This window comes from Streptomyces sp. NPDC027189, assembly GCF_055566975.1.
The window spans coordinates 189,373-204,952 of sequence record NZ_JBVHRI010000006.1 but is presented as its reverse complement, the minus strand read 5'-3'; the positions used below and the strand labels follow the sequence as shown (position 1 = coordinate 204,952).

The following is a 15,580-nucleotide window of genomic DNA, read 5'->3' as shown; positions in this document are numbered from 1 at the left end:
TTAGGACCCGCTCCCGTCGGGAGCGGACAGCAGGCCGCCCGCGCGGGAAGCGATGCGCGCGGCCGTGTCCGCCGTACCCAGCAGTCGGGCGGAGGTCGCCGCTTCGGCCGACATACGCAGCACAGGATCGGCCCCGGTCGGCCTCAACAGTGCGCGCGTGGCCTTCAGCGCCGCCTCGGGCGCGGCCAGCAAGGCCGCGACCTGCTCGGCCACGCGGGTATCGAGGTGCTCCCGGCTCTCGAACACCTCGGTGACCAGGCCGAGCTGTGCGGCCTGCGCGGCGGAGAGGCGTTCGCCCAGCAGCAGGAGCTGGGCGGCACGCTGCGGCCCGAGGCGCCGCGGGAGCAGGAGGCTGGCGGCGCCGTCCGGTACGACACCCAGGTCGACGAACGCGTACTGCAGATGGCTGCGGCGGGTCGCATAGACGAGGTCGAAGTGCAGCAGCGCGGTGGCGCCGCTTCCGACGGCGGGCCCGTCCACGGCCGCGACCAAAATGCTGTTGGCGCGCCGTACGGCCTTCTGGAACTCGAGGACAGGGGAGCTGAGGGTCAGGGCCGTTCCGGGGTGAGCCAGGAAGTCGTCGAGGTCGTTCCCGGAGCAGAAGTCCTGGCCGGCACCGGTGAGCGCGATGACCCGTACGCCCGGGTCGGCATCCGCCGTCGCGACGGCGTCGGCCAGAGCCCGGTACATGGCCAGGGTCAGGGCGTTGCCCTTGTCGGGCCTGTTGATGGTGAGGGTGACCAGCGCTCCCGCGCGGTCTACGCGGATCTTCCCGGCGGGGTCGGAGGCGGACGGCCTCTCGAGCCGAACGGTGCTGTCAAGGGTCACGTCGCCTCCGTGTTCGGTCTGTGCGCGTGGGGAGTGGGGGGCAGGCGGTCGGCAGCGGGAACACCATGCAGGTGCTGGTGGCGTGCGCGAGAAGGCGTTCCGATCCGTCCAGCAGTTGGGCCTCGGCAAGTGCGGTACGCCGGCCGCTGCTGAGGACGCTGCCGACGGCGCGGACCTTGCCCGTGTCGACCGTGATCGGGCGGAGGAACTTCACCGTGAGGTCGAGTGACGTGTAGGCCATGCCCTGCGGCAGGGTGGACTGGACCGCGCAGCCGGCCGCCGAGTCGAGCATTGTCGCGTAGACCCCGCCGTGCACGCTGCCGATGGGGTTGTAGTGCTCCTCGCCGGGCACCAGGGAGAACACCGCGCGTCCGTGCTCCACCTCTTCCAGGGCGATGCCCAGTGTCGCGCCGATCGGCGGCGAGGGCACACGTCCGGCGAGGAGCTCCCGGAGGAACTCCAGCCCCGAGCCCTGCCCGACGGCGGCCGCCGAGATCGTGGGGTCCTCCCAGTCGTATGTACGAGACCGTTCCATGCGGTTGTGCTACCTCCTCTGACTTTAATAAGTGAAGCTAGCCATGGAGAATGCTGACTGTCAATGACAAAGCCAGGCGGCCTGCCTACGATGACGGCATGAAGTGGCTGGAGATCAGCACAGAGAACTGCACGGTCCAGCGCACCCTCGACCTGATCGGCGAGAAGTGGACGCTGCTGATCCTGCGCGACGCCTTCAACGGGGTCCGCCGCTTCGACGACTTCCGCCGCCATGTGGGGCTCTCGGAGGCGGTCCTCGCCGGGCGGCTCCGCAAGCTGGTCGAGGCCGGGATCCTGACGACCGTGCCGTACCAGGAGCAGGGCAGCCGGACCCGGCACGAGTACCGCCTGACCCGCAAGGGCCGGGATCTGTGGCCTGTCCTCGTGGCGCTCCGGCAGTGGGGCGAGACATACGTCGGGGATCCCGAAGGCCCGGTCCTGGCCATCCAGCACAGCGACTGCGGCGCCCCGGTACGGGTCGTGGTCGAGTGCTCCGACGAACACGCCGCCCTCTCCCCCACCGAGGTCACGGTCCTGCCGGGGCCCGCGGCCCGACCCCGGTCCTGACACCACGGCGGCACCCGCGGGCGCCTCGACGCCTCGACGCCTTGGAAACAGGCGTCAGTCGTCGCATCCGCGGCCTCATCGCTGCCCGGGGAGTTGTGTCACGGCCGCCCACCGGAAAGTGAACGGGTCGTGATGTGTTCTGCCTCGGGGTGCCATCAGTGGCACACGGAATACGCACACAGGGGGTCGGTTATCCGTCGGTAAAAGAAACCCCGCTCGCACATTTGGGCAGGTTGCAGAATACGTACTCATATTTGGGATATCGCGATCGACGTGTAACGCGACGGCGGTTGCATGACGCAGACCTACACGGGTCCGCGCGACGACCTGTGTGCGTGACGCGGCAGGAGATTCTCCTGAGAGACAGCCCAGAGCGTGTTTGTCTCTGCCTCGGCTCGCAAAGTGACGCGTCAGATTGGATTCCAGTGAGCAATACCGACCCGATGCCCGGATCCCATGCCTACGACCCGCCCCCGGGTGGCCCACGCCGCTACGAACGGAGCCCGTCCGCTGCGCGGCGGACGGCCCTGGCCGTCCACACGATCGCTGACATCGCCGCCGTTTTCCTGGGGCTGTGGATCCTGCTCTACCTGCTCGGAGCCAACGAAGGCAATGTCTTCGTCGAGTTCGTGCACGGAACGGCCGACTGGCTGGCCTGGTGGTCACAGGATGTTTTCACCATGGACACCGAAAGCCTTCGCGTTCTCCTCAATTACGGCCTGCCGGCTGTGATTTATCTGCTGGTCGGTCACGGGATCTCTGCGCGGCTCAGTCGCGCATGACCGCATTCGGATCTCAGTCCTGGGCGGACGAGTGACCGTATCCGGACCGCCGATTCGTCCGGGTTCGGATAACCGTTGCCCGAGGCCCGCGGCCGGGATCTGCTTCTTCCACGGCGAGAGCAGCGCGTGATTCCCATCGGCCGGACGACTCACGCCGGTGAACCACGATCGCCCTTGCTGTCGACAAGGATTTCGGTGTCCGGTCGGGCGAGCCAGACGTACGACCGAAACGGCCCCGGTCGACGCCTTGGGATCGGTCCCACCACCGAGAGGACCAGCACAACGCCCCGGGCTCCGGCGAGCGGTCCCCGGGGCGTGTGCGACGGTGCCGCGGTTCGTGCGCGCTCTGCGACTTGAGCACGCCCACCGGATGCCGGCTGCAGCGGACAGGGGTGAGAACCTCACCGTGGCCGAATACAGCCAGAACGGGATTCCGGCGTGCCGGAGACGGAGGACCGCTTCGCCAGGCCAGAGGCGCGCTCCGTTCTTGTCGGGGCGCAATCTCCCGCACGTGCTCACGCATCCCGGGGCCCGCAGGCAAGGCAACCTGTCATGGTGCCGTTGAGAAGGCGCTTCGGGCCCAGCCCGCGAACGACGTCCAGCGCAGTTCGGGGTGGGCGGCGTGCAGCGCCGACAGGTCGACGCTGTAGCCGACGCTACGCAGGAACGCCCACATCGCTCGCATGTCGTCGTTGCCGATCTCGTTGAGCTGCACTTCGTTGGGCCGAACAGTCACACCGAGTGCCGTGCTCAACGCGGCGGCCATGTCACCGGGCGTGGGGGCGTCACCGGCGAGCTCGATGCGCTGTCCGATGAACGCGTCAGGTGCGGCGAGGACAGCGGCGGCGAACTCACCCAGGTCAGGGCGTGCCAGTTGCTGCAGAGGGCGGTCCGGTGGCAGCGGGAGATCGAGTACCCCCTGGCGGATCCGCTCCTCGTCGCCGAGGGCGTTGTCGAAGAAGTAGGTGGGTCCCAGGATCGTATAGGGCACCTCGCCTGCGGCCAGTTCCCGCTCGATGACCGCCTTGGTCTCGAAGTGCGGCACGCCAGTGTTCTGATCGGCCCCGGCGACGGAACTGAAGACCAGGTGTGGCACACCGGCCTGATGCGCAGCGGCGAGAATGGCTCGGCCCTGTGCGATCTCGGCGGCTGGTCCTGCTTCGAAGGGCGTGGTCATCGCAAACACACCGGCTACTCCCCGCATGGCCGAGGCCAGGGACTCGCGGTCCTCGAGATCTCCGCCCACGACCTCGACGTCTTGGGCGGCCAGGCGCCGGGCCGAAGGGGATTGAGGGTTGCGGACCAGGCCGCGGACGGCGGCACCGCGGGACAGCAACGCGCTTACGACGGCGCCGCCCTGCCGCCCGGCTGCCCCGAGTACCAGGGTCGGCTGGTCAAGGCTCATGATGAAAAGTCCTTCCGAATCGACTCCACAGGACCTCGCCGCCACCAGTGAGACCGGGCCGCCGGCTCGGTGTTCTCGCGATGCCGGCGCACCGACTGCTCCTGGAGCATGCAAGCGCCCCCGTCCGGTGGCCGGTGAGGCGCGCCGGGTTGCCTGATTCTCTGGCCGAGGGCAGCGTGCTCGGTATCTGTCAGATTGTCCCGGAAGGAGCTCGCTGTGGACGGGGCTTCCAACCAGGTGTCGCGGACGATGTGGCCGCAGCTGCGGGTCGCCGATTGGACCGAGACCCGGGAAACCCTGCACATGTGGACCCAGATCGTCGGCAAGATCCGGCTGGCCCACGCGCCGCTGGTCAACCACTGGTGGCAGGTCACCTTATATGTCAGCCCGCGCGGCCTGACCACGTCGGCGATCCCCTACCGCTCCGGGGTCTTCGACATCGAGTTCGACTTCCTCGACCATCTGCTGCGTATCCGCAGCAGCGACGGCACCAACCGCAGCGTGGCGCTGGAGCCCAGACCGGTGGCCGACTTCTACCGCGAGACCATGCACGCCCTGGGCGAGCTGGGAATTGAGACAAAGATCCAGGCACATCCGAACGAGGTGGACCCAGCGATCCCCTTCGATGAAGACCACCAGCACGCTTCCTACGACCCAAGCGCCGCGCAGCTGTTCTGGCGGCAATTGCTGCAGGCCGACCGGGTGCTGGGGGAGTTCCGCTCGTACTTCGTGGGCAAGGTCAGCCCAGTGCACTTCTTCTGGGGCGCCATGGACCTGGCCTGCACGAGGTTCTCGGGACGGGCGGCGCCGCCGCATCCCGGCGGCGCCCCGAACTGCGGTGACTGGGTGATGGTGGAGGGCTACTCCCGCGAGCTGAGCAGCTGCGGCTTCTGGCCCGGCGGCGGTGAAGAAGGGGCCTTTTACTCTTACGCCTATCCCGAGCCGGAGGGCTTCGCCGACCATCCGGTCCTCCCGGCCGACGCGTTCTACAGCCCCGACCACGGCCAGTTCCTCCTGCCCTACGAGGCGGTGCGCACTGCGGCCGACCCGGACAGGGCAGTGGCTGAATTCCTGCACACGACCTACGAGGCTGCCGCGGAACACGGCGACTGGGACCGCGCCGCCCTGGAAGCGGACCCGAACCGGTGGCAGGAGCACAGGTAGACCCTCGCGGTGAGGGCGCCCCGAGTGCGGCCCACGTTCCACGGGCCAGGGCCAGGCGCTCGCGACGTCAGAAGCTACAGACACGGGGCCTGCTTGTGGTTCTCTTCCTCGACACCCGGCGCCTTTACGTCGGGCAGTACGGCGCGCGCAGGAAACCGCAGGTCAGATTCCGCCGCCGGAGTCGGCGGTTCGGTGCTCACTGTCGTATGGCTGTGCGCAGCGCTGCTGCAGCCTGGCGGCCAGTACCGCGACATCGTCCTCGGCGCAGCGGGCGTCGAGGCGGGCGAGCACCGTGTCGAGGACGTCCTCGACACCAGCGGCGGCGGGGAAGCCGAGAGCGGCCAGCCGGTCCAGGGACTGGTCGATGTCCTCTCCCCGGCGCTCCACGAGCCCGTCGGTGAACAGCACCAGTGTCTGAGAGGGGTCCAGCCGGTAGGTTGCCGGTTCGTAGCCACCGAGGCCAGTGCCCAGAGGCGGGCCGACCGGCACCGGGAGCAGTGAGACCTGGCCCTGCCCGTCGATCAGGGCCGGAGGGAGATGGCCGGCGCTGGCCAGGGTCACCATCCCGCGGACGGGGTCCACCCGTGCGATGAGGCAGGTGGCCGGGCGGCGTTCCGGCTCCCGGGATGCCGTGTCGTCGAGCTGGCGCAGCACGCGGTGCGGGGGCAGGTCTGCGGAGGCGATGTAGCGCAGGGACGAGCGGTATACCGACATGTCGACGGCGGCTTCCAGGCCGTGCCCCATGACGTCGCCGACGACGAGCAGCGTACGGCCGAAGTGCAGCCGCACGGTCTCGCACCAGTCGCCGCCGACCAGGGCGCGCTGTCCGACGGGCAGGTAGCGGCTGGCGACGTCCAGATTGGGGTGCGGCCGGCCGGGTTCGGCGAGCAGCGCCCGCTGGAACTTGCCGACGATGCCGCTCACCGCGTCGTACTCCCGGGCGTGCCGGATGTTCGAGGCGGCCCGTTCGGCGAGAAACATCACGAGCTCCGCCTCCGCGCCGGTGAACGGTGCCCCCTCCCGGGCGCACACCAGCACGCCGTAGCGGTGTCCGTTGACGGCGACCGGCACGCAGAGCGCGGGCCGGGATCCGTCGAAAGCCGCGTGCACGGCCTCGCTCTCCCCCCAGTCCTCCGCCTCCCGCGCCACCGTCGCGGCCCACCGGGCGTCGGGCAGCACCGCCGGGTTCCCGGTGACGGCCTCATACTCGGGGCCGGCCGCACCGCGGCCGAGCAGCACCGCCACCGCAGCTCCCACCTGTCCGGCGGCCTCCCGCGTCAGCTCCGCGCAGGTGGTGTCCTCGTCCAGCGTGGTACCGATCCGGGCCGCCGCCGCGCGCAGCACACCCAGCGGGGACGGCACGTCCACACCCTGTGCGGGTGCGCCGCCGGACCCGGTCGGTTCAACTGTCGGAGGTTTTTGAAACGACTCGAACCATCGCGCCACACCCACCACCCTAAGAGCATCGCAATCGACGCAGGTAATGCTCAGGTTTTTTCACGACCGCTCCACGAGATCAACTCCGAGGAAGTGCGGACGCCCGCAGGCATGGACCGGCACAGCGATGCCGAGCAGCGGCCTGCTCCATCTCGAAGCCCGAATACGCCCCACACGCAAAGGGCCCCCGCAGGCTCTCGCCTGCGAAGACCCTTCGCACCGTCGGGACGACAGGATTTGAACCTGCGACCCCTTGACCCCCAGTCAAGTGCGCTACCAAGCTGCGCCACGTCCCGGTGCCCGCCTGACCTGGGCTTTCCCCTGGCCGAACGTGCACGGAAACAATACCGCACTCGTGCCGGTGGTCGCGCACTCGTTTATGCGGGGCCGACGGGCGGCACGGGAGCGGGGTTGACCTGAAGTTTGGTTGAGGTTGCACGATCGTCGGCATGACGATCACGGCGAAGCAGAGCTACGAGTTTGCGGACCTGCCCCGGCTGATGAGGCTGATGACCGGTGATGAGAAGCATGGGCCGGCGGCGACGTCCACCCTGGACGCGCTGTGGGTGCTGTACGACCGGGTGCTGCGGGTCGGGCCTGAGCGGATGGGCGATCCGGAGCGGGACCGGTTCCTGCTGTCGAAGGGGCACGGGCCGATGGCGTACTACGCCGTGCTCGCGGCCAAGGGATTCATCCCTGTCGAGTGGCTGCCCGGCTTCGGGTCGTACGACTCGCCGCTGGGACACCATCCGGACCGGGTGCTGGTGCCGGGCGCCGAGATCGGCAGCGGGTCGCTCGGGCATGGACTGCCGATCGCCGCCGGCACCGCGCTCGGGCTGCGGGCGCAGGGGCTCGACGAGCCTCGCGTCTGGGTGCTGATCGGCGACGCCGAGCTGGACGAAGGCAGCAACCACGAGGCGATCGCATACGCAGGGCCTGCGGGTCTGGAACGGCTGCACACCGTCGTGATCGACAACTCCTCCGCCAGCCATGCCCGGCCCGGCGGGATCGCCGCCCGGTTCGAGGCGGCCGGCTGGTCCGCCGCGACCGTGGACGGCCGTGACCACGAGGCCCTCTACGCCGCCTTCACCGCCCCTCACCCGGGCCGCCCGCGCGTGGTCGTCGCCCAGGTCGAGCCGAAGTACACCTGAACCCGCGCCGGCACCGCCCTCCCCTTCCCCGGTACCGCGCGTCATCCGTGCGGCACCGCGCATCACCCCAACTCGTCGGACGCGACAGCCCTCGCACGTACGCCCTGGAAGGACGACACCCCATGGACACCATGCGTGATCGATTCGCCCCAGTTGTCTCTCGACTGCTCGACGAGGACCCGCGGGTCGCGGTCGTGCTCGCCGAGATCGGCAAGGACGGCTTCGCGGACGCCCGGCGCAAGCATCCGGATCGCGTGATCAACGTCGGTATTCGCGAACAACTGCTGATCGGCGCCGGCGCGGGCCTCGCGCTGACCGGGCTGCGACCCGTGGTGCACACCTTCGCCAGCTTTCTCCTCGAGCGGCCCTTCGAGCAGGTCAAGCTGGACCTCGGGCACCAGGACGCGGGCGCGGTGCTCGTCAGCGCCGCCGCGTCCTTCGACTGGCCCGCGGGGGGCTTCACGCACATGGCTCCCGGCGATGTGGCCCTGCTCGACACGCTGGACGGCTGGACCACGCACGTCCCGGGCCACCCGGACGAGGCCGAGACGCTGCTGCGGCACGCCGTCGCCGCCGGTGACGACAAGGTGTACGTGCGGCTGTCCGTCCAGTCCAACGCGCAGGGGCTCACGGTCGACGGAACACGCTTCCTCACCGTCCGCGAAGGGCGCGCCGGAGTGGTCGTCGCCGTCGGGCCGATGCTCGACGCCGTGCTGGCCGCCACGGAGGGGCTCGACGTGACCGTGCTGTACGCGACCACGGTGCGCCCCTTCGACACGGCGGCGCTGCGCCGGGCCACGGAGACCGCCGGCACCGACGTCGTCCTCGTCGAGCCGTACCTGGCCGGCACCTCCACTGCCGCCGCGAACGACGCGCTCGCCGACGTGCCCCACCGCGTCCTCGGCCTCGGCGTGGGCCGCCGTGAGCTGCGCCGCTACGGAAACATCGACGAGCACGTGGCCGCACACGGCCTCGACGCGCGGTCGCTGCGGGAGCGCATCGGCGGATTCCTGGGAGCGCGGGTCCGGGTGTGACCGTCGGAGCTCTGGAAGCGGGGGCCCCGGAACCGTCTCAGCGGTTCTCCCCCCGCGCCGGTTCGGGTCTCGCCCCGGTCGTACGCGGCCGGGGCGCGGGGACGTCGACGCGCACCAGGTTGCGTATCGCGGGCACCAGGAGCAGGGCCGTCGAGACGACGAGGGTCATGACGCCCGCGATGAGGAGAACATGGTCCGCGCCGAGGGCCGAAGCGGCCGGGCCGGCCAGCGCCTGGCCGACGGGCATCATCGCGAGGGAGCCGGCGACGTCGTACGCGTGGATGCGGTTGAGGACGTCGGGCGCGACCTGCGTCTGCACGCTGGTCGCCCACATCACGCCCCAGAGCGACATGCCCGCGCCCGCTATCACCGCTCCGGCCGACATGGCCACCACGCCGAGCCCCGCGCCGACGGACGCCGGGAAGCAGGCGAAGGCGAAGAGGGCGAACGAGCCGGCGCGCAGCATACGGCGGGGGCGGAGCCGCAGCGCGATCAGTCCGCCGATGACGGTGCCGGCGCCGAGAGCGGAGTTGACCAGGCCGTAGGCGCGCGGACCGTGCTGCTGAATGACCTCCGTCGCCACCAGGGGGACGGTCGGGCCCCAGATGGAGATCATGTACACGCACCAGATCACGATGACGCCCCACAGCCAGGTCCGAGACCTGAACTCCCGCCAGCCCTCGGCAAGATCGGCCTTGAAGCTGCCGCCATGCGTGTGGGTTCCGGGTGCGGCCGACGGCAGCCGGAGCAGCAGCAGGCACAGGGCGCTGAGCGCGTAGGTCGCCGCGTGGGCCGCGAAGACCCCTCCGGCCGAGGCGAACGCGACCAGCAGGCCTGCCAGCGCGGGGCCCGCGAGCTGGGCGGCGGACTCGGCGATCCGTATGGCTCCGTTGGCTCCCTGTACGTCGGCGGCCAAGCGGGGCACCGTGCTGGCCACGCCGGGCTGGAAGACCGCACCCGCCACGCCGTTGACGGCGCCGATGGCGCAGATCTGCCAGAGCACCACATGATCGGTGAAGAAGAGCACGGCGCAGAGGGACTGGGTGGCCAGCCGCACCAGGTCGGCGCCGATCATCAGCTTGCGCGTGCTGAACCGGTCGGCGATGACCCCGCCGAAGATCACCAGCCCCGCGAAGGAGGCGGCCGACGCGGCCATCGCCAGGCCGACCGCGCCCACCCCGTACCCGTACTGCAGCAGTCCGGCGGCGAGCGCCACCGGCAGGATGGTGTCGCCGAGCCGGGCGAGGGCCCGCGCCACGAAGAACAGCGCGAAGTCCCGTGACCAGACGGGCCGCCGGGGCCCGTCCGCGGCAACGATGTCACGACGGCCGGCCCGTTCACGCGGCGCCTCAGAGGCTTCGGGCAACGCCACAAAGGCTTCGGGCAACTCCTCGGAAGCTGCGAGTCGCCGCTCAGAAGCCCCCCGCCGCGTCCCCGAAGCTCCGTGCGGTGTCTCCGACGCACACGGCGGCTTCTCGCCCGATGACGTCCCGGCCATCCGCTCGCACCCCTCCCCTGCCCCGCTCTGCCGATGCCCCACAACTCCCCCACGGAGCCGAGCGTCCCGCTCTCCACTCCTGTCGCCGGATCATGCCACGGGGCACTGACAACGCCTGAAGGATTTCAGTCGGCGGACGGGAGACCCAACTCCGGGTAGGAGTCGAGCAGTCGGGGCGAGGCCGCCTGGCGCCAGGAGTCGGCGAGGATGTCGCGGAGTTCGTCGTCGTCCTCCAGGGCCACGAGGCGCACCCGGACCCAGGCGAAGCTCGCCTCGTGGTCGGCGATCCAGAACTTCCCCGGCTCGGCGAGGACGAGTTCGTCGCGCTCCTCCTTCGGGCAGCGCACGGCGATGGAGGTCTCCTCCTCGGGCAGCGTGGCGAACATCTTTCCCGCGACCCGGAACGTGGGCATGCTCCAGGCGATCTTCTCCGTCGTGTCCGGCAGGGAGAGGGCGATACGGCGTACGTCTTCGGCATCCGGCATGAGACGCACCGTAGCCAATGGCACTGACATCGACTCGTCCAGGACCGGATCAAAGGCGCAGGCCATCGCGCCCGGCCGGGAGTCCGTACGGACGCCGCCCGTCACGTACCGAGAACGACCGCTTCCGCGCCCACGTGTTTGTAGAAGATCGTTGTCGGACGCAATTCGCCAGACGGGCTCGCGGCATAGTCCGGTATCGCCCCGAGCCGGGTCCACCCGGCGGAGCGGTAGAGGGACTCGGCGGGGCTGTCGGTCTCGGTGTCCAGGTGCAGGAGGGTCACCCCCGCCGCGACCGCCTCGGCCTCGGCGGTCGTCAGGAGCGTACGGCCGAGACCTTGTCCGCGGCCGTCCCGGTGCACCATCAGCTTCACGAGTTCGGCGCGGTGGCGACTGTTGGGCTTGTCCGGGAACGCGAGGCTGACGGTGCCGAGCAGCCGGCCCCCGCACCGGGCCACCCACACGGCGAGACGGCCGGCCGACACCGCGGCCGCGCACCCCTCCCACCAGGCGATGGCCGCCCTACGGTCGAGCGGTGCGAGGAAGCCGATCGACGCACCACTCTGCACGGTGTCGATCAGCAGATCCGCCAACTCGTCCACCGAAGCGCGAAGTTCGACTTCGTCCAGCCGGGAGAGGGTTGTCACGGCCGCACCACCACCAGCGCGTACCGCACGTCCTCGGGGCCGGGGCATCGGAAACGCGTCGGCCCCCACACCCGCAGCCGGAGGCAGTCGCCGGCTTCGAGGCGGTGCTCGACGTCCTGCGCCGTGACGGCGAGCGTCCCGTCGAGGACCCAGATGTGCTGTTCCAGGCCGGGCACCGGGGGGCGGTCGTACGCGATGTCGGCGCCGGCCGCGAGCCGCCCCTCGACCAGCTCGCCGCGCATCCCCGTGTGCGGCGGCGACACCGACCGTCGTACGAAACCGGAGGCCCTGTCCTCCCAGATCGCCTGGTCGGCCGCGCGCACCAGCAGCGCGGGCTCTCCCTCGACCTCGCTGAGCAGTTGCGACATGGTCCGCCCGTACACGCCGCACAGGCGGTTCAGGAGCGAGGCGGTGGGGCTGATCTCCGCGCGCTCGGCGCGGGACAGGGTCGAGCGGCTGATCCCACTGCGCTCCGCCAGCTCTCCCAGGGACCAGCCGCGTTCGGCCCGCAGCTCGGCCAGCCGGGCACCGAGCCGGACATCGACGGCATCCTCGACTTCGTTTCCCATATTCGGGATGCTATCCCAGATGCGAGACAAGGACTTCCTCAATCGACGGTCGCGGCCTCCGCCAACGCGTCCAGCACCGGCCGGATCAGCGGATGGCCCTCCGCGCCGCGGCGTACGGCCGCGAAGACCCGGCGGGTGGGCGCGACGCCGTCGACCGGGCGAACGAGAACCCCGGTGAGGTCCATGCCGCGCAGCGCCGAGCGGGGCACCAGCGCCACGCCCGCGTCGGCCGAGGCGAGGGCGACGACTGCGCGGAAGTCGTCCGAGGAGTGTTCGAGGCGGGGCTGGAATCCGGCGTTCTCGCAGGCCAGGACGACCACGTCATGGCAGGGGTTGCCCGGGTACGGGCCGATCCACGGGTCCTTGGCGAGTTCGGCGAGCGGGACTTCATCGGCGTCGGCCAGACGGTGGGTGACCGGGACGACCGCGTCGAAGGGCTCGGCGTACAAGGGCACGTGGGTGAGGCGCGGGTCGTCCGCGTCGGGGGCGCCCCGGTATTCGACCGCGACCGCGATGTCGACCTGTCGGTCGAGCACCATCGGCAGGCTGGCGTCACCCTCGGCGTCCTGGACGCGGATATGGATGCCGGGCGCCGTGGAGGCGAGACGGGCCAGCGCGGGGGCCACCACCAGGCCGATGCCGGTCGCGAACGAGGCGACGGTGACCGTGCCCGCGGAACCCGAGCTGTACGCGGCCAACTCGGCCTCGGCGCGCTCCAGTTGGGCGAGAACGGCGTTCGTGTGGCCGAGCAGGATCTCGCCGGCGGGCGTCAGCCGGACGCCCTTGGCGCTGCGCTCGACGAGCCGGTGCCCCGTCTCCTGCTCCAGGGCGGCGAGCTGCTGGGAGACGGCCGACGGCGTGAGATAGAGCGCGGCGGCAGCCGCCGTGACCGTGCGGTGGTCGGCCACCGCACGGAGGATGTGGAGCCGCCGCGCTTCGATCATGCGACCGATTCTCTCAGGTCACACGCGTCTTGAAGCCCTCGTGTTCCGACCGCTCCATCAGCCCTGGCGTTCCGCCCGCTCCTTCAGCCCTCGAGTTCCGCGCGGGCGGCCACGAACGCGTCCACCGCCCGGTTCACGTCCTGCGTCGAGTGCCCCGCCGACAACTGGACCCGAATACGGGCCTGCCCCTGCGGAACAACGGGGTACGAGAAGCCGATCACGTACACACCGCGCTCCAGGAGCAGCTCCGCCATGCGCCCGGCGACGGCCGCGTCGCCGATCATGACGGGAGCGATCGCGTGGTCGCCGGGAAGGACGTCGAAGCCCTCCGCGGTCATCCGGGAGCGGAAGAGCGCGGTGTTCTCGGCGAGCCGGACGCGCAGGTCGTCGGCCGACTCCAGCAGGTCGAGGACCTTCAGGGAGGCCGCCGCGATCACCGGGGCGAGCGTGTTCGAGAAGAGATACGGGCGCGACCGCTGACGGAGCAGGGCGACGATCTCGGCACGGGCGGCGACGTAACCGCCGGACGCGCCGCCGAGCGCCTTGCCGAGCGTGCCCGTGATGATGTCGACGCGGTCCATGACGCCGTGCAGCTCGGGGGTACCGCGGCCGCCGGGACCGACGAAACCGACGGCGTGCGAGTCGTCGACCATGACCATCGCGTCGTAGCGGTCGGCGAGGTCGCAGATCTCCTTCAGGGGTGCGAGATAGCCGTCCATCGAGAACACGCCGTCGGTGACGATCAGACGGCGCCGGGCGCCGGACGCCTCCTTGAGCTGGGCCTCCAGGTCGGCCATGTCGCGGTTCGCGTACCGGAAGCGGCGGGCCTTGGACAGCCGGATGCCGTCGATGATCGAGGCGTGGTTGAGGGCGTCGGAGATGACGGCGTCCTCGGCGCCGAGGAGGGTCTCGAAGACACCGCCGTTGGCGTCGAAGCAGGAGGAGTAGAGGATCGTGTCCTCCTGGCCGAGGAACGCGGACAGGCGCGCCTCCAGCTCCTTGTGCACCTCCTGCGTACCGCAGATGAAGCGCACGGAAGCCATGCCGTAGCCCCAGCGGTCGAGTGCCGCGTGGGCGGCGGCGACGACCTCGGGGTGGTCGGCGAGGCCGAGGTAGTTGTTCGCGCAGAAGTTGAGGACCTCGCCGGGGCGGCCGCCCGCGGTGACGTTCACGGTCGCGGACTGCGGGGTGCCGATGACGCGCTCGGGCTTGTGCAGGCCGGCGGCGCGGATCTCGTCGAGGGTGGTGCGCAGATCGTCGCGTACGGAATCGAACATCATCAGTTCCTTAGAATTCTCAAGCAGTCCGGGGGCTCAGGCAGTCCAGGAGCCCGGATGGTCCCGGACGTCCCGGACGGTCCGGGGTGTCTCAGGCGATCCGGGGTGTCTCAGGCGGTCCAGTCGAGGATGACCTTGCCGCCCCGGCCGGCGGCCGCGTCGTCGAAGGCCGCCTCGTAGTCGCGGAAGCCGTACCGGCCGGTGATGACGGGGGCGAGGTCGAGACCGCCTTCGAGGAGAACCGACATGGCGTACCAAGTCTCGAACATCTCGCGGCCGTAGATGCCCTTGATCGTGATCATGGAGGTGACGATCCTGGACCAGTCGACCGGGAACTCCTGGGACGGCAGGCCGAGCATCGCGATCCGGCCGCCGTGCGTCATGTTGGCGATCATGTCGCGCATCGCCTCCGGGCGGCCAGACATCTCCAGGCCGATGTCGAAGCCCTCGCGCAGACCCAGCTCGCGCTGACCGTCGGCGATCGTCGCGCCCGCGACATTGAGGGCGAGGCTCACGCCGATCTTGCGGGCCAGCTCCAGGCGCTCCTCGCTGACATCCGTGATGACGACGTTGCGGGCGCCCGCGTGACGGGCCACGGCCGCCGCCATCAGGCCGATCGGTCCGGCCCCGGTGATGAGTACGTCCTCGCCGACCAGCGGGAAGGACAGCGCCGTGTGCACGGCGTTGCCGAACGGGTCGAAGATCGCGGCGACATCGAGGTCGACGGGGACCCGGTGCACCCACACGTTGGCGGCGGGAAGGACCACGTACTCGGCGAACGCGCCGTCGCGGCCCACGCCCAGCCCGACCGTGGCACGGCAGAGATGGCGGCGCCCAGCCAGACAGTTGCGGCACTTGCCGCAGACCAGGTGGCCCTCGCCGCTGACGCGGTCGCCGACCGTGATGTCGGCGACGTCGCGGCCGGTCTCGACGACCTCGCCGACGAACTCGTGCCCGAGCACGAGCGGCGTGTCGATGGCCTGCTGCGCCCAGCCGTCCCAGTTGCGGATGTGCAGGTCGGTGCCGCAGATCCCGGTCCTGAGGACCTTGATCAGTACGTCGCCGGGGCCGGCCTGCGGCTCCGGAACGTCCGTGAGCCAGAGCCCGGGCTCCGCCTTCTCCTTGACCAGCGCCTTCACGCGACGGCTCCTGTGGGTGAGGTCCCGGGGCAGGGCATACCGAAGGAGCCCGTACCGGGGAGAGGGGTGAATTCCCATAGGAATCTGCCGTACGGCGGCGCTCCGGGTCCATCGAGGTTTTC

16 protein-coding genes and 1 tRNA gene are annotated in these 15,580 nt (G+C 70.4%); 5 read left to right on the top strand and 12 right to left on the bottom strand.

Going from position 1 to position 15,580, the window contains the following annotated elements; translation table 11 throughout:
* Both ACZ4RZ_RS17040 and ACZ4RZ_RS17035 read right to left on the bottom strand, forming a co-directional pair.
* Positions 1-828: an enoyl-CoA hydratase-related protein gene (locus ACZ4RZ_RS17040; RefSeq protein WP_467745333.1), complete on the bottom strand. Its 828-nt coding sequence runs from the start codon at positions 826-828 to the stop codon at positions 1-3.
* Positions 818-1,363, bottom strand: coding sequence for a PaaI family thioesterase (locus tag ACZ4RZ_RS17035; RefSeq protein ID WP_467745332.1), 546 nt, complete (start codon positions 1,361-1,363; stop codon positions 818-820). Before ACZ4RZ_RS17035 ends, ACZ4RZ_RS17040 begins: the two co-directional genes overlap by 11 nt.
* A gap of 98 nt (positions 1,364-1,461) precedes the next feature.
* On the opposite strand from ACZ4RZ_RS17035, the gene ACZ4RZ_RS17030 reads away from it, so the two are divergent.
* Positions 1,462-1,929 carry a winged helix-turn-helix transcriptional regulator gene (locus ACZ4RZ_RS17030; protein WP_467745331.1) on the top strand — a complete coding sequence of 156 codons (468 nt, stop codon included), beginning with the start codon at positions 1,462-1,464 and terminating at the stop codon, positions 1,927-1,929.
* Positions 1,930-2,372: 443 nt separating this feature from the next.
* Positions 2,373-2,711, top strand: a complete 339-nt coding sequence (locus ACZ4RZ_RS17025; RefSeq protein ID WP_467745784.1) for a hypothetical protein — start codon at positions 2,373-2,375, stop codon at positions 2,709-2,711.
* A gap of 550 nt (positions 2,712-3,261) precedes the next feature.
* Here the strand turns inward: ACZ4RZ_RS17025 and ACZ4RZ_RS17020 are convergent.
* Positions 3,262-4,116, bottom strand: coding sequence for an NmrA/HSCARG family protein (locus tag ACZ4RZ_RS17020; RefSeq protein ID WP_467745329.1), 855 nt, complete (start codon positions 4,114-4,116; stop codon positions 3,262-3,264).
* A gap of 249 nt (positions 4,117-4,365) precedes the next feature.
* Between ACZ4RZ_RS17020 and ACZ4RZ_RS17015 the strand changes: the two genes are divergently transcribed.
* Entirely contained in the window at positions 4,366-5,280 is a 915-nt protein-coding gene (locus ACZ4RZ_RS17015) for a DUF5996 family protein (protein WP_467745783.1), read from the top strand.
* A 162-nt stretch (positions 5,281-5,442) separates the two neighbouring features.
* Here ACZ4RZ_RS17015 and ACZ4RZ_RS17010 read toward each other — a convergent pair whose 3' ends face one another.
* Together ACZ4RZ_RS17010 and ACZ4RZ_RS17005 are read right to left on the bottom strand one after the other, a co-directional pair.
* Positions 5,443-6,642, bottom strand: a complete 1,200-nt coding sequence (locus tag ACZ4RZ_RS17010) for a PP2C family protein-serine/threonine phosphatase (RefSeq protein WP_467745328.1) — start codon at positions 6,640-6,642, stop codon at positions 5,443-5,445.
* A gap of 297 nt (positions 6,643-6,939) precedes the next feature.
* Positions 6,940-7,013, bottom strand: a tRNA-Pro gene (locus ACZ4RZ_RS17005).
* Positions 7,014-7,166: 153 nt separating this feature from the next.
* Here ACZ4RZ_RS17005 and ACZ4RZ_RS17000 point away from each other — a divergent pair.
* Positions 7,167-7,868, top strand: coding sequence for a transketolase (locus tag ACZ4RZ_RS17000; protein ID WP_467745326.1), 702 nt, complete (start codon positions 7,167-7,169; stop codon positions 7,866-7,868).
* A 122-nt stretch (positions 7,869-7,990) separates the two neighbouring features.
* Positions 7,991-8,902 (top strand): transketolase family protein, encoded by a 912-nt coding sequence (locus tag ACZ4RZ_RS16995; protein ID WP_467745325.1) that lies wholly within the window; start codon positions 7,991-7,993, stop codon positions 8,900-8,902.
* A 37-nt stretch (positions 8,903-8,939) separates the two neighbouring features.
* Here ACZ4RZ_RS16995 and ACZ4RZ_RS16990 read toward each other — a convergent pair whose 3' ends face one another.
* The 7 genes from ACZ4RZ_RS16990 to tdh all read right to left on the bottom strand — a co-directional run bounded on the left by ACZ4RZ_RS16990 (position 8,940) and on the right by tdh (position 15,458).
* On the bottom strand, positions 8,940-10,220 hold the full coding sequence (locus ACZ4RZ_RS16990) for an MFS transporter (RefSeq protein WP_467745781.1): 1,281 nt from the start codon (positions 10,218-10,220) through the stop codon (positions 8,940-8,942).
* A gap of 305 nt (positions 10,221-10,525) precedes the next feature.
* The gene (locus ACZ4RZ_RS16985; protein WP_467745323.1) at positions 10,526-10,885 is read right to left on the bottom strand and encodes an MmcQ/YjbR family DNA-binding protein; all 360 of its coding nucleotides are present in this window, start codon (positions 10,883-10,885) and stop codon (positions 10,526-10,528) included.
* A 101-nt stretch (positions 10,886-10,986) separates the two neighbouring features.
* Positions 10,987-11,529: a GNAT family N-acetyltransferase gene (locus ACZ4RZ_RS16980; protein ID WP_467745321.1), complete on the bottom strand. Its 543-nt coding sequence runs from the start codon at positions 11,527-11,529 to the stop codon at positions 10,987-10,989.
* Positions 11,526-12,098 (bottom strand): helix-turn-helix domain-containing protein, encoded by a 573-nt coding sequence (locus tag ACZ4RZ_RS16975; protein ID WP_467745320.1) that lies wholly within the window; start codon positions 12,096-12,098, stop codon positions 11,526-11,528. Before ACZ4RZ_RS16975 ends, ACZ4RZ_RS16980 begins: the two co-directional genes overlap by 4 nt.
* Positions 12,099-12,136: 38 nt before the next feature.
* Positions 12,137-13,042: a LysR family transcriptional regulator gene (locus ACZ4RZ_RS16970; RefSeq protein ID WP_467745318.1), complete on the bottom strand. Its 906-nt coding sequence runs from the start codon at positions 13,040-13,042 to the stop codon at positions 12,137-12,139.
* An 83-nt stretch (positions 13,043-13,125) separates the two neighbouring features.
* A complete protein-coding gene (locus ACZ4RZ_RS16965) occupies positions 13,126-14,319 on the bottom strand; it encodes a glycine C-acetyltransferase (protein ID WP_467745780.1) in 1,194 nt (397 codons plus the stop codon).
* A gap of 110 nt (positions 14,320-14,429) precedes the next feature.
* Positions 14,430-15,458: an L-threonine 3-dehydrogenase gene (tdh, locus tag ACZ4RZ_RS16960; RefSeq protein WP_467745317.1), complete on the bottom strand. Its 1,029-nt coding sequence runs from the start codon at positions 15,456-15,458 to the stop codon at positions 14,430-14,432.
* Positions 15,459-15,580 lie beyond the last annotated feature (122 nt).

Bases quoted from the DNA above. Each gene is read 5' to 3' on its own strand.
- ACZ4RZ_RS17035 (WP_467745332.1), bottom strand. From the start codon at position 1,363: ATGGAACGGTCTCGTACATACGACTGGGAGGACCCCACGATCTCGGCG.
- ACZ4RZ_RS17030 (WP_467745331.1), top strand. From the start codon at position 1,462: ATGAAGTGGCTGGAGATCAGCACAGAGAACTGCACGGTCCAGCGCACC.
- ACZ4RZ_RS17025 (WP_467745784.1), top strand. From the start codon at position 2,373: ATGCCCGGATCCCATGCCTACGACCCGCCCCCGGGTGGCCCACGCCGC.
- ACZ4RZ_RS17020 (WP_467745329.1), bottom strand. From the start codon at position 4,116: ATGAGCCTTGACCAGCCGACCCTGGTACTCGGGGCAGCCGGGCGGCAG.
- ACZ4RZ_RS17015 (WP_467745783.1), top strand. From the start codon at position 4,366: ATGTGGCCGCAGCTGCGGGTCGCCGATTGGACCGAGACCCGGGAAACC.
- ACZ4RZ_RS17000 (WP_467745326.1), top strand. From the start codon at position 7,167: ATGACGATCACGGCGAAGCAGAGCTACGAGTTTGCGGACCTGCCCCGG.
- ACZ4RZ_RS16995 (WP_467745325.1), top strand. From the start codon at position 7,991: ATGGACACCATGCGTGATCGATTCGCCCCAGTTGTCTCTCGACTGCTC.
- ACZ4RZ_RS16985 (WP_467745323.1), bottom strand. From the start codon at position 10,885: ATGCCGGATGCCGAAGACGTACGCCGTATCGCCCTCTCCCTGCCGGAC.
- ACZ4RZ_RS16975 (WP_467745320.1), bottom strand. From the start codon at position 12,098: ATGGGAAACGAAGTCGAGGATGCCGTCGATGTCCGGCTCGGTGCCCGG.
- ACZ4RZ_RS16970 (WP_467745318.1), bottom strand. From the start codon at position 13,042: ATGATCGAAGCGCGGCGGCTCCACATCCTCCGTGCGGTGGCCGACCAC.
- ACZ4RZ_RS16965 (WP_467745780.1), bottom strand. From the start codon at position 14,319: ATGTTCGATTCCGTACGCGACGATCTGCGCACCACCCTCGACGAGATC.